General features: G+C 37.1%; 10 protein-coding genes and 1 pseudogene. 3 read left to right on the top strand and 8 right to left on the bottom strand.

Annotated elements, in window-relative coordinates; genetic code table 11:
• Positions 1 to 30 precede the first annotated feature (30 nt).
• Positions 31 to 1209, bottom strand: a complete 1179-nt coding sequence (locus tag J2S08_RS14220; protein WP_307230583.1) for an NAD(P)/FAD-dependent oxidoreductase — start codon at positions 1207 to 1209, stop codon at positions 31 to 33.
• Positions 1210 to 1432: 223 nt separating this feature from the next.
• On the opposite strand from J2S08_RS14220, the gene J2S08_RS14215 reads away from it, so the two are divergent.
• From J2S08_RS14215 to J2S08_RS14205, 3 genes and pseudogenes are all read left to right on the top strand, one after another.
• Entirely contained in the window at positions 1433 to 1708 is a 276-nt protein-coding gene (locus J2S08_RS14215; RefSeq protein WP_307230581.1) for a (2Fe-2S)-binding protein, read from the top strand.
• Positions 1705 to 2025 (top strand): annotated as a pseudogene (locus tag J2S08_RS14210) ((2Fe-2S)-binding protein); the annotation flags it as partial. The gene J2S08_RS14215 and the pseudogene J2S08_RS14210, both read left to right, overlap by 4 nt.
• 79 nt (positions 2026 to 2104) lie before the next feature.
• Positions 2105 to 3316: an NAD(P)/FAD-dependent oxidoreductase gene (locus J2S08_RS14205; protein WP_307230579.1), complete on the top strand. Its 1212-nt coding sequence runs from the start codon at positions 2105 to 2107 to the stop codon at positions 3314 to 3316.
• Positions 3317 to 3439: 123 nt separating this feature from the next.
• On the opposite strand, the gene J2S08_RS14200 is transcribed toward J2S08_RS14205, so the two are convergent.
• The 7 genes from J2S08_RS14200 to J2S08_RS14170 all read right to left on the bottom strand — a co-directional run bounded on the left by J2S08_RS14200 (position 3440) and on the right by J2S08_RS14170 (position 13898).
• Positions 3440 to 4762, bottom strand: a complete 1323-nt coding sequence (locus J2S08_RS14200) for a hypothetical protein (protein WP_307230577.1) — start codon at positions 4760 to 4762, stop codon at positions 3440 to 3442.
• Between the two features lie 260 nt (positions 4763 to 5022).
• Positions 5023 to 6444 (bottom strand): hypothetical protein, encoded by a 1422-nt coding sequence (locus tag J2S08_RS14195; protein WP_307230575.1) that lies wholly within the window; start codon positions 6442 to 6444, stop codon positions 5023 to 5025.
• A 225-nt stretch (positions 6445 to 6669) separates the two neighbouring features.
• The gene (locus tag J2S08_RS14190; RefSeq protein ID WP_307230573.1) at positions 6670 to 7983 is read right to left on the bottom strand and encodes a hypothetical protein; all 1314 of its coding nucleotides are present in this window, start codon (positions 7981 to 7983) and stop codon (positions 6670 to 6672) included.
• A 200-nt stretch (positions 7984 to 8183) separates the two neighbouring features.
• Positions 8184 to 9518 (bottom strand): hypothetical protein, encoded by a 1335-nt coding sequence (locus tag J2S08_RS14185; RefSeq protein ID WP_307230571.1) that lies wholly within the window; start codon positions 9516 to 9518, stop codon positions 8184 to 8186.
• A 228-nt stretch (positions 9519 to 9746) separates the two neighbouring features.
• On the bottom strand, positions 9747 to 11102 hold the full coding sequence (locus tag J2S08_RS14180; RefSeq protein WP_307230569.1) for a hypothetical protein: 1356 nt from the start codon (positions 11100 to 11102) through the stop codon (positions 9747 to 9749).
• Between the two features lie 66 nt (positions 11103 to 11168).
• Positions 11169 to 12416: a hypothetical protein gene (locus J2S08_RS14175; RefSeq protein WP_307230567.1), complete on the bottom strand. Its 1248-nt coding sequence runs from the start codon at positions 12414 to 12416 to the stop codon at positions 11169 to 11171.
• Positions 12417 to 12743: 327 nt separating this feature from the next.
• A complete protein-coding gene (locus tag J2S08_RS14170) occupies positions 12744 to 13898 on the bottom strand; it encodes an iron-containing alcohol dehydrogenase (RefSeq protein ID WP_307230565.1) in 1155 nt (384 codons plus the stop codon).
• Positions 13899 to 13945 lie beyond the last annotated feature (47 nt).

Here is a 13945-nt window from a genome sequence, read left to right as displayed (position 1 = left end):
AGCTTTTTTTCAAGTTTTTGCCATCTAAGTCTATGATACCGTTTCTTTTTGGAAACGATTATATCGGAGCGGCTCTGCTGGGATGATCGTCTCTGTCTGCTCGCGAATTAATTCTTCGATTAATTTTCCAGTGACAGCTGCCAAACTAATGCCGTCGCCTTCATGTCCAGCAGCAATATAAAAACCAGGCACTTCATCGACATGTGAAACAATTGGCAAATGATCTTCTGTCCAAGGCCTCATTCCAGTATACGTACGAATGATATTAAAATCATTCATTTTCGGGAAAAATCTTAACGCTCTTCTTGCAATACATTTAACCACATTTAGATCAATTGTACCATCATAGCCTACAAATTGGCGGCTGCTTCCAATGAGAAAATTTTGACTCTCTGTCGGCTCTAATACAAGTGCTACTCCATATTTTTCTGTCTCTTCATCTACTTGGCGTACACCGCCAAATTTTGAAATGAGATAGCCAAATTCCATTACGTTTCTCATGCCGATAGGCTGTTGCCTAGAACCAACGATAATATGGCCCTTACGAGGCTTAATTGGTATATGAACACCTAGCATTTCACCTATAAATGGCGCCCAAACACCCGCAGCATTAACAACTTTTTTTGCGGTAAAACTTCCATTGCTTGTTTTAATAAGAAAGTGGTCCTGTTTTGTAATCGATTTCACTTCTCTGTGTGTGTATACTTTTAAATCATATTGTTTCGCCTTTTCTACTAAAGAATAACAAAACAAGTAAGGATTAATGAGTGAATCGGTTGTACATTCCAGACCGCCAAGGATATCATCTGCAAAATAAGGAGATTCTTGGCGTATATCAGAGCGGTCAAGCATTTTAAATGGCAAACCGGCTTCTTTTTGACTCTTTACCCATTTTTCCGCCGCTTCCATTTCTATCTCTGATTCACATACTAAAAGACTTCCAAGCGCCCGATATTCAAATGGGATCTCCAATTCTTTATTAAGCTCTAATACTAAATCTTGACTAATTAAAGACATTTGGCTGTCAAAACCTGGGTCCTTATCCACTGAAGTAATATTTCCATCACATCGAGACGATGTACCGCTAACAAGATCCCCTTTTTCAATTAGCATGCAGTCTAAACCAGCCTTAGCGATATAGTAAGCAACTGCACAACCAACGATTCCTCCCCCAATTACAGCGACTTCTGCATGATTTACTGTATTCATTTCTTCCTTCCCCCTATAAAAAATCATCCACCCTAGATTCTTTTTATCTGACGTTCTCTCCATGCCAGTATAATAGATCAGATAACTACTTTACAACTTCTTAAGAAAAATTTTTATCATCTTTCTAAATATGTTGTATTTTCAAACATAATGTGTTAAATATTGATTGAAAGAAATCACTGTAATAATCTATGAAATTGAAGGAAAAAGGGGAAAGTGGGAGATGGAGAAATCAACAATGATCATTTGTAGATGTGAAGAGGTTACGCTCGAGAACATCAAACATACTGCTGAAACTTATCAATGCTCAGCTCGTGAAGTCAAATTACGGACAAGAGCAGGAATGGGCTATTGTGGAGGACGGACGTGCAGAACAGCAATAGATGCTGTCCTAAAAGAAGTGAAAGGAAATGGGATTGCTCATGATCTTCCGCTAAAGGTACAACCGCCAGTTCGTCCAGTATCTTTATCAGCATTGGGGGGCGAAATCGAGTCATGAAGAATAACCGAATTGTAGATCATCCAATTTTAGGTAAATTAGAAAGGCGCAAAACAATTCACTTCACATTTGATGGCAATACTTATCAAGGCTTTGAAGGAGAAACAATTGCTGCTGCTTTGCTTGCAAATGGCATTCGTAAGCTTCGTGTACAGGAAGAAGCAAATACACCGCGAGGGATCTATTGCAATATTGGACACTGCTTTGAATGTCGTGTCACCGTTAATCAGAAGCCAGGAATCCGTTCCTGTTTAGTGGAAATTGAAAATGACATGGTTGTCGAGAGCGGGAAGTTACAGCCAAGTCCATTAAAGAAACAGCACCAAGATGATGCTTTGCCAAAAACATATGCTGAGTTTATAGAAAAGACAGGCGAAACAAAGGGGGCGCATGATCATGCTTGACGTTGTCATTATCGGAGCAGGCCCAGCTGGACTAGCGGCAGCAATCGCCTGTCGAGAAGCGGATTTATCCGTTGTAGTCATTGATGAATTTATGAAACCTGGCGGAAGATTGCTCGGCCAGCTTCATCAAGAACCTGATGGCGTATGGTGGAACGGAATTGAAGAAACAAAGCAATTAACAACAAATGCTTATAAGCTCGGTGTCGATATCTTATGCGGTGTATCTGTTCACCATATTGAAAAAATCGAACAAGGTTGGAAAGTACATACAAATGAAACAACATTCACTTCGCACAATCTGCTTGTAGCGACAGGAGCTGCCGAAGTGCCAGCACCAATCCCAGGCTGGACGCTGCCTGGAGTCATGTCAATTGGCGCTGCCCAGGTCATGACAAATGTCCATAGAGTACGCGTCGGAAAAAAAGGTGTGATCGTTGGTGTCAACGTACTTTCAGCAGCAATTGCGAGAGAATTGCAGCTGGCAGGTATTGCTATTCATAGTATGGCTTTGCCCGCTATCAATACGGTGACGAAAGATGCTGGCCACCCGCGAAAAGTGATGGAAGCGCTATTACGAATTGCACATCTAGCACCATCAGCTCTTATTCGTTTCGGAAGCAAATTAGCTAAAAATGATTGGATTAGAAACATGGCACTGAAATGTTACCCAAAGAATGGTGTGAAAATGTGGGATATGCCTATCCATCTTCGGAAAGCAGTGATTCGAATTAATGGGAAAGACCAAGTTGAATCAGTAACGATGTGTAAAGTGACGCCAGACGGAGAACGAATAAAAGGAAGCGAAGAAACGGTTGAAGTTGACTTCGTCTGTATTGCAGGCGGACTTTATCCACTTGCTGAATTAGCAGCAGTAGCTGGATGTCCATTTCAATTTATCGAAGAACTCGGCGGTCATGTCCCTGTTCATAATGAACAAATGGAAACTCCACTTGAAGGACTATTTGTTGCCGGCAACATAACTGGTATTGAAAGTGCAAAAGTTGCTAGAGCACAAGGAAGCCTAGCCGGACTTTCCATCGTGAAAAAGATGAAAAAAAGCACCGACATTGAAGAAAGGCTAAATGAAGCTATGGCCTATGTTAAACAAGTTCGCAGCAATGCAACGATTCAGTTCCATCCCGGCATTGAAACGGGACGAGAAAAAATTGCGCATGCCTTTAAAGAGCATCAGCATATTTCATAAGTAAAAGCTCCTTTAGCAGGAAATGCTAAGGAGCTTTTTCGTGTTAGGCTTCTTTAGAGGCAGATTCGTTTTTATCTTCGGATTTCGAGGTGTCCCGTTCTTCCTCTGCGTTTTTATCTTTGTCTATTTCTTCAGCCTCTTTCTTCTTTTCATCTGCTCGGCTCCTACTTTAAACTCTTTGCCATTGATTTCAATGTGCTGCGCTTTAAAAGGGGTTTTTTGGTCAGAATCTTCAAAGTATGGACTGAGAATATCGTAAAAATCACTCCTTATCTCATCAGCAGCATCATAATTTTTATTGACAACTAATTCTTTGATTTCCTCAAATATAGATGCTAAGTCTGTTAGATCTTCTTCAGAAATCTCAAATTCAAAGTCTGCAACTACTTCACTAAATGGTCTGGAAACGAATTCTTCCAAATAATAAGGATCAAGCATTTCATAGACCAGTTGCCATTTTTCATGTACTAGATCCCAATCTTCTTCATTTTCAGCTGCTTCTTCAGCTGCTCTTACATCTTCATAAAGTTTTTCTAAAGTCTTTTTATCTTCATCAGAGATGTCAAGCTCTATCATCTCTAGAAATTCCTCAAACGACTGCACACTATGGTTATTCATATATGGATTTAAAATGTCATGAAATTCATCCAACTTTTCAAACGCAAGGTCATCCTCATTCTTTTCTCTCAACTTTAAATATTCTTCATAAAGAGCTTGAAGCTCCTCCAACTCTTCTGCAGAAACTTCTTCTTGTAATGCATCTCCAAAGAAAGACATGTATTCCTCGAACGTTGCTGGGTCTTCTTCAGGAAGGTAAGGTTCCAGAATATCATATATTTCATCCCCAATCTTCACATATGCATCCCAAATCTTCTCATATTCATCCCTATCTTCTTCATCAAGGTTACTTGTCACACATGATATGGTGCCAATACCCAGCATGCATGTCCATTTTTCTTCATCAAGTTTTTTTGCCTCACGACCTTCCTCTCCAGCCTCTGCTTCTTCGTCAACTTCAGGATTAAAACCCTTTTCAACCTCTTTTAATTCTTTATACAAGCCTTCAATCTTCGCTAAATCTTCTTCCGTAATGTCTTCAGGCAATAGTCGTTTATACGCTTCAAAGCTATTGAAGAACGCTTCACTTTCTAATATTGTTCCCTTTACAACAATATCAGCGTCTTCTTCTAAGCCCATCCCCTCGATTTGTTCATCCGTGAAGTCATGTAAACTAATGCGATATTGTTTGCCATCTTCTCCGATCATATGTAATTCATAATCGAAGTGGAACATCACTTTCCCTTTTATTTGCTGCTGTTCCAATTCCATTTCATATACTTCTTCTTTGACCGCCTCGGCAGCTCCCGCTTGTATCGGTGCGAAGACGGTCATACCTAAAATTAAGGCCGCCGCAAGCACCATTGGTTTTCTCGTTTGCTTTTTCATTTCATAAAACCTCCTATTTTTATTATTGTAATAGATATATTTAATAGCTTATAGAATAGGATCTTTGGTGTAGGATGGGGTTTACTACTGAAGGGATGGCACTCATGCTGCTTGTCCCATCTCATGCTAAAGGATGGCACAGCTCTGAACAAAATGTTTTATGATTGTTTTTACATTTTTTAAGAATGTTTATGGCCGAAACAAATTTATAGAATGATGTGGCCCCTTATCAGGGACCACATGCTTAAAAATATAACGGATTAAGCATCTTTAGCTGTTGATTCATTTTTATCGTTAGATGCGTCCTTCTCTTCCGTTGTTTTTTCTTCTTTCTTTTCTTCCTTATTTCCTTCTTTAGGCTGTTCTTTCTCTTTTTCTACCTTTTCTTCTGCTCCTGCTTTATACTCTTCTCCATTGATTTCTACTTCGTATGCTTTAATTGGTTTCGTTGCATATTCTTCAAAATAAGGCTCTAGAATCTCGTAAAATTCGCCCCATTTGTCATCGGCAGCATCGTAGTCTTTATTCATCGTCAATTCTTTGATTTCTTCATAAAGAGGTTCCAAGGCTGCTAGATCCTCTTCTGAGATTTCAAACTTATAATCTGTCATATATTCTTCAAATGTCCCAGAAACCCTTGCTTCCAAAAAATAAGGGTCTAGTACTTCATAAACTAAGTCCCATTTTTCCCAGACAGCTTCCCAATCTTCTTCTGACTCTGCAGCTTCTTGCGCTGCTTTTACATCTTCATAAAGCGGTTTTAACTTTTCTTTATCTTCATCGGTAATTTCAAGCTCATATAATGCTAACCATTCCTCGAATGATTCCATTTCATAGTGCTTTAAAAATGGATTCAGAATTTCGTGAAATTCATCTAGTTTTTCCCACGCTAGATCTTCTTCATCTTTTTCTAATAGATTTAAGTACTCTTTATAAATAGCTTGAAGCTCCTCCAACACTTCTGCAGAGACTTCTTCTTGTAATTCATCTCCAAAGAAAGACATATATTCCTCGAACGTTTCTGGGTCTTCTTCAGGAAGATAAGGGGCCAGAATATCATGTACTTCATTCGAAATTTCACCCATAATCTTCGAATATTCATCCCTAATCTTCTCATATTCATCCTCTTCTTCTTTATTAAGGTTTCCGTGACAACTCATCATGCCAATACCCAGCACGCACGACCATTTTTCTTCATCAAGGTTTTTTGCCTCACCATCTTCCTCTCCAGAACCTACTTTTTCGTTAATTTTAGAATTAAAATCCTTTTCAACCTCTTTTAATTTTTTATACAAGCCTTCAATCTTCGTTAGATCTTCTTCCGTAATGTCTTCAGGTAATTGTCGTTTATACGCTTCAAAGCTATCGAAAAACGCTTCACTATCTAACACTGTTCCTTTTACAACGATATTAGCGTCTTCTTTCAAGCCCATCTGTTCGATTTGCTCATCCGTGAAGTCATGTAAACTAATGCGATACCACTTTCCGTCTTCTCCGGACATATGCAATTCATAATTGGAGTAAAATAGCACTTTCCCTTTTATTTGCTGCTGTTCCAATTGTATTTCCTGCACTTCTTCCTTGATCGCCTCGGCAGCTCCAGCTTGTATCGGTGCAAAGACGGTCATGCCTAATAGAAGTGCCGATGCAAGCACCATTGGTTTTCTCGTTTGCTTTTTCATTTCATAAAACCTCCAATTTTTATACATATTATTTTAATAGCTCATAGAATAGCATCTTTGTGTAGGATGGGGGGCATAGAAGGTACTGCTTTACTGTTTATCCCATCTAATGCTGAAGGGTTGCATAATTCTTTGCATCATGCTTGAAGTTTCTTCATAAACGTTCATCAATATTTATGCTATACAATAATGTGGCCCCCTTATCGAGAGACCACATATTTAATACTAAGCATCTTTAGATGTTGATTCGCTTTTATCTTTAGATGCGTCCTTTTCTGCCGTTGCTTTTTCTTCTTTGCTTTCTGCTTTAGACTCTTCTTTCTTTTTTTCTACAACCGTTTCTGTTGCTTCTACTTTAAATTCTTTTCCATTGATTTCTATTTGCTTCGCTTTAAAAGGATTATTTGTATGATATTCTACAAAGTAAGGATCAAGAACATCGAAAAATTCTTCCCACTTTTTATCAGCAGCCTCATAGTCTTTTTTCATCGTTAATTCTTTAATTTCTTCATAAAGAGGTTCCAATGTTGCTAGATCCTCTTCTTTAATCTCAAATTCAAAGCTTGTTATATATTTAACAAACGACTGGGAAACACCTGCTTCTCTGAAATAAGGATTTAAAAATTCATAGACTTTATTCCATTTTTCATCGATCATATCCCAATTGTCTTTAGATGATTTTTCTGCTGCTCTTGCATCGTTAAAGAGTGTTTCTAATGTTGCTTTATCTTCATCAGAAATATCAAGCTTCATTGCCTCTAGAAACTCCTCAAAAGATTGGCGATAAGGAATATTCTGATATGAATTTAAAATCTCATAAAATTCATCTAGCTTTTCATATGCAAGATCATCTTTATCTTTTTCTAATAGTTTTAAATAATCTTCATAAAGAGCTTGAAGCTTTTCGAAATCCTCAGAAGAAAGTTCTTCTTTCAATTGATCCATAGACAAATCTGCATAGGATGTGATAAACTCCTCAAACGTTTCTGGATCTGCTTCAGGATAGTAAGAAACAAGAATTTCACCTATTTCATGCTGAATTTCAAAATATTGATTCAATTTTTCTTCATCAATGTCTGAAGCCTTGCCATCTTTATTTTCAGCTTCTTCTTTAAATAGACTCTTTTCTAACGCTTTTAATTCTTTATGCAATACTTCAATCTTCGCTAAATCATCTTCAGTAATTTCTTCTGGCAATTGTCTTTTATATGCTTCAAAGCTATCAAAGAACGCTTCGCTATCTAATACTGTTCCTTTTACAACAATACCAGTATCTTCTTTCAAGCCCATCTGTTCGATTTGTTCATCTGTGAAGTCATGTAAACCAATGCGATATCGTTTGCCATCTTCTCCTTTCACAAACAATTCATAATCGAAGTAAAATAGCACTTTCCCTTTTATTTGCTGCTGTTCCAATTGTATTTCCTGCACTTCTTCCTTGATCGCCTCGGCAGCTCCAGCTTGTATAGGTGCGAAGACTGTCATCCCTAATATTAATGCAGACGCAAGCACCATTGGTTTTCTCGTTTGTTTTTTCATTACATAATCCTCCTATTGTTATACATTTTTTTGTAGCTTATAGAATAGCATCTTTAGTGTAGGATGGGGTTGACATTGAGGGGATGGCACTCATGCTGCTTGTCCCATCTCATGTTGAAGGGTTGCACATTTCTGTACTTAATGCTATAGAATGATGCGGCCCCCTCTATCGGGGACCACATGCTTAAAAATATAACGGATTAAGCATCTTTAGCTGTTGATTCACTTTTATCCTTTGATGCGTCCTTCTCTTCCGTTGTTTTATCTTCTTTGTTTTCTTCCTTGTTTGCTTCTTTAGACTCTTCTTTCTTTTCCTCTACAACCTTTTCTTCTGCTCCTGCTTTATACTCTTTTCCATTGATTTCTACTTCGTATACTCTAAATGGAACGATTGCATATTCTTCAAAGTAAGGCTCTAGAATTTCGTAAAATTCTTCCCACTTTTTATCAGCAGCATCATAGTCTTTATTCATCGTTAATTCTTTGATTTCTTCATATAGAGGTTCCAATGTTGCTAAATCCTCTTCTGAAATTTCATATTCAAAATCTGCCATATATTCCTCAAATGTCCCAGAAACCCTTGCTTCCATGAAATAAGGGTTCAATACTTCATAAGCTAAGTCCCATTTTTCCCAGATAGCTTCCCATTCTTCTTCTGTCTCTGCCGCTTCTTGTGCTGCTTTTGCATCTTCATAAAGCGGTTCTAAGATGCCTTTATCTTCATCAGTAATTTCGAACTCAAATAATGCTAAAAATTCCTCAAATGATTCCATTTCATAGTGATTGAAAAATGGATTTAGAACATCATGAAATTCATCTAGTTTTTCCCACGCTAGATCTTCTTCATCTTTTTCTAATAGTTTTAAGTACTCTTCATAAAGAGCTTGAAGCTTCTCCAAATCTTCAGCAGAAATTTCTTCTTTTAATTCTTCCATAGATAAATCTGTCCAGGAAGTGATATACTCATCAAATTCTACAGGATCCTCTTTTGGATAATATGGATCTAAAATGTCACTTATTTCATCCCAAATTTCATCATGGCGATCCAATTTAGCTTGATCAGCTTTAGCTGCAGCTTCCCCAGTTTCCTCGTTATTAATCACTTCAGTAAATAAAGATTTTTCAAGTTCTCTAGATTCATTGAATAGTACTTCAATCTTTGCTAGATCTTCCTCAGACACACCTTCAGGCAAACGTTTTTTGTATACCTCAAAACTATCGAAGTATTCATTGTTTTCTAGGACTTCTCCTTTTACAATGATTTCAGCGCCTTCTGTTAATTTCATCTGCGCGATTTGTTCTTCAGAGAAGTCATACAAACCAACACGATATGGCTTGCCGTCTTCCCCTTTTATTAACATTTCATAATCATGATGGTATATAATTTCACCTTTTAATTGTTGTTCCATTTGCTGCTCAACAGTTGGTTTCTTTACTGCCTCTGCAGCATTTGTTTGTAAAGGAGCAAATGCTGTCATGCCCAAAATAAGGGCCGAAGCAAGTACCATTGGCTTTCTAACTTGTTTTTTCTTCATTACTTATACCTCTTTTTTCGCATATTTTGGTAATTCTTATTAAATAAAACTCCCATCCTCCAAACAGCATTTTGAGAAAAGCACATGCACTTTTAATCAGAGCCTTCTCAATCATTGTGCATAATGCACAAGATCGAGAAGGTGTAAAAAAGATTCATACGCTAAAATCTAATGTATTGAATGAGAATTACTATCTAAATAGAATGATTCACTGAATGTATCAGACGCTTACTTTTTTTCAGCTGCTGCTTCGTTATCTTCCTTTTTCGGTGCTTCTTCTTTCTCTTCTTTCTGTTCTTCTTTAGCTTCTTTTGCTACTTCTTTTTGTTCTTCTTTTACTTCTGTTTTTATTTCATCTCCAACTTTAAAAGCTTTTCCATTGATTTCTACTTGATACGCTCTAAATGGAAGATCGCGGAAATATTCGAAGTATGGATCAAGCGCTTCATAAAATGCGTCCCACTTGTCTTCAGCACCTTCATAATCTTTATCGGCAGTTAGTTTGTTGATTTCACCATATATCGTTTCTAATGTTGCTAAATCTTCTTCCTTAATTTCAAATTCAAAGTCAGCAATAAACTCAGCGAATGGTTTAGACACCCTTGCTTCCATCATATGAGGATGTAAAAATTCAAAGACTAGCCCCCATTTTTCATTTACTAATTCCCAATCTTCATCACTATCTCTTGAAGCTGCTTCTTCGGCTGCTACAGCATCTTCATAAAGCGGCTTTAATGTCTCCAAATCTTCATCAGATACTTCAAGCTCCATCATTTCAATAAATTCTTTTAATGTTTGTTGACCTGGAATATCTAGATACGGTTTTAACACTTCATGAAACTCATCGATTTTCTCCCAGGCTTGCTCATCTTCATCATTTTCCAAAAACTTCAAATAGTCTCCGTAGAGCGCTTCAAGCTTGACTAGATCTTCAGATGAAATATTTTTTTCTAATATTTCATCGTAATATGCCATATATTCTTCAAATGTTTCTGGTTCTTCTTCAGGATAATATACTTTTTCAATTTCATACATTTCTTCCCAAATCTCACTTAATCTATCCCATTTTTCTTCATTGAGGTCTACTACTACTTTAGTAGTATTTTCCCCTTCTTCGGCCTTTTCTTCTACTGCTACTTCCTCTTCACTAAATAAAACCTTTTTAATCTCATTTGCTTCCTTTAACAATACTTCTAGCTTGGCAAGGTCTTCATCGGAAATTTCTTCCGGCAACTGTTTTTTATATACTTCAAAACTATCGAAGTACTCATCGCTTTCTAAAAGTTTCCCTTCGACAATGATGTCTGCGCCTTCAGACAAATTCATTTGCTCAATTTGTTCTTTTGTAAAGTCGTACAAACCAATACGATATTGCTTGCCGTCTTCCCCTTTTACATACACTTCATAACCGTGATTAAAAAGGATCTGGCCTTTCAATTGATCTTCGATTTGAATTTCATAGGCAGGCTTTTCGACTTTTTCCGCTGCACCTGCTTGTAATGGTGCAAAAGCTGTCATACCTAAAATAAGTGCAGAAGCAAGTACTAATGGTTTTTTTGTTGTCTTTTTCACTTGTTCTTTCATGGTTAAAACTCCCCTTTTAAATAAATAGTATGATAGTTGAAATCCAGTTAAATCGATAGTATAGAATTATTTATCCGAATTAGCAGCTTTATATTCATAAGTTCCACTAATTGAATGTCCGTTAATCACGACTTTTGATGCTTTAAATGGAATTTCTTCCACATTAAAATATGGATCTAAAATTTTATAAAAGTCGTCCCATTTTTCGTCCATTGCATCGTAGTCTTTATTTTTTGCCAGTTCTTTTAATTCTTCATAAATAGCTTCTAAAGCTGCTAGATCGTCCTTTGAAATCTCAGATAGCTCATCATCCGCTATATTTGCGATATAATCAGCAAATGGCTTTGATACCATTGCTTCTTTCATATAGGGATCCAGTACATCCCAAATTTGATCCATTTTCGCCCAAACTGATTCCCATTTTTCTTCAACTAACGCCTCATCAGCTTCTTTCGCATCTTTCTCAAAAGCTACGGCATCTTTTCTAGCAGCAACCATCTCTTCATATAATGGTTTTAGTTTTGTTTTATCTGCTTCGGAGATTTCCAGCTCCATTTCTTTTAAATAATCTTCTAATGTTTCTGGCTCCGTATATTCATCCATATCCAAGTAATCATTTAAAATCGTAAAAAATGCATCTATTTTTTCCTCAGCTTGCTTGTCATTGCCATCCTTAGCAAACTTTACATAATCAGTGTACAGTGCTTCGAGTTTTTCAAGGTCTTCAGCTGCTACTTCTCTCTTAAGGTCTTCCTTAAAGAAAGCCATATATTCTTCAAATGTTTCTGGTTCCCATTCAGCTAAACGGTAAGGCTTCTCAATTTCATACATTTCATCATAGAGAGCAGACAGTGCGTCCCATTGAGCCTCATTGTCTTCAGTTTCATCAGCAAACAATGTTTTTTCCAACTCTCTCATTTCTTTGTGCAATTTTTCAAGTTTCGCTAAATCTTCCTTTGAGATGCCTTCAGGCAAAAAGCGCTTATATACGTCAAAAGAGTTAAATTCGTCTGTGCTCTCTAGTACTTGACCTTCAATAAAAATATCAGCGCCTTCTGATAGGTTCATCTGTTCAATTTGCTCATCTGTAAAAGCATAGAGACCGATATGGTATTTTTTCCCTTCTTCTGTTTTTATAAGCAATTCATGGCCAAAATCGTAAATGATTTTGCCTTTCAACTGCTGTTCAATTTGAACAGAGTAAATTGGTTCCTTTGCTTCATTGGCAGCGCTCGCCTGTAAAGGTACAAAAGCAGTCATGCCTAACACTAATGCTGAAGCAAGCACCAATGGTTTTTTTGCTTGTTTTTTCATATATAAGCTCCTTCTATTTATTTGACTCGTCTACCTCTTTAGACGATTAAACCCGATGAATGGTTTCATGATATTGGCAACTATTTCGTTTTATTAGCAAGCTCTCCAATGTTCACCATTGCTTCCAGATAAATTATACGCTAATTTGATCTAGTTGTTAATATATACTATCAATTCTTTTTCCGTTTCTCATTATTTTAGATTTTTCTTTCTCTGCAAGTATTTTTAATGCGTTCAAATGTCTTATTACGCTCTATTTTTCGTTAAAAAACCCTTTACTTCTATTAGAGTAAGTAAAGGGTCTATTAGTATTAACAATGTTTCATTCTACATGGCATTGTGAATAATTTGCATTATTTCTTCTAAGGTTGCTTTTCGTGGATTTGTGAGAGCGGTCGCATCTTTCATTGCGTTTTTCGCCAATATTTCAATATCTTTTTCTTTCGCTCCCATTTCTTTAAATCCTTTCGGAATGTTAAGATCTTTTCCTAGCCGTTCAATTGCTTGAATTGCAAAATCAGCAGCTTCTGATGTAGTCAAACCAACAATATTTTCTCCTAAAAGCGCTGCAATTTCTGCAAATCTTTCTCTACGTGCAATTAAGTTAAAGCGGCATACATGTGGCAATAAAATTGCATTACAAACTCCGTGCGGAAAATTATAAAACCCTCCAAACTGATGAGCAATCGCATGAACATATCCTAAAGAAGCAGTATTAAAGGCCATCCCTGCTAGAAACTGCGCATAAACCATTTGCTCACGCGCCTCCATATCTTCACCATTAGCAACTGCACGTGGTAAATAATTTGGAATAATTCGGATTGCTTCTTTCGCACAGGCATCTGTAATTGGTGTAGCTGCTGTCGAAACAAATGCTTCTACCGCATGGGTTAATGCATCCAGTCCAGTTGCTGCTGTTAATGGTGCAGGTTTTTTTAACATTAAGACCGGATCATTAATAGATAAAAGTGGAGTTACATGTTTATCGACAATCGCCATTTTCACTTTGCGGCTTGTATCAGTAATAATCGTGAATTTTGTCATTTCACTAGCAGTCCCTGCTGTTGTATTCACCGCAATAAGAGGGACACTTGGTTTTTTGGAACGATCCACTCCTTCATAATCATGAATTTTCCCACCATTTGCAGCTACTAAACCGATCGCTTTTGCAGCATCGTGGGCACTTCCCCCACCTAAAGATACGAGAGAATCACAATTTTCTGCATAAAACGTTTCTAAGCCTGCTTCAACATTCTTATCTGTCGGGTTAGGCTCTGCCTTTGAAAACACTACTGCTTCAAGCCCTGCTTCAGAAATAATGTTTGCAACTTCTTGAGAAACACCCATTTTATGCAGCCCTTCATCGGTTACAATTAATGATTTTTTACAATCAAGTTCTTTTAATCTTTTGCCTACTTCATGTAGGACTCCTTGACCAAATAAGTTAATTGATGGCATGTTAAATTCACTTTTAGTGACCATTTCCTACTACCTCCATTTGTTGAAAATAAAGTGAAACTTCCATCAAT

Source organism: Bacillus chungangensis, from assembly GCF_030812995.1.
GTDB classification, from domain to species: Bacteria; Bacillota; Bacilli; order Bacillales; family Bacillaceae_C; genus Bacillus_CF; species Bacillus_CF chungangensis.
Note: the sequence above shows the minus strand (reverse complement) of the source record. Positions and strands in the feature narration are given on the sequence as shown.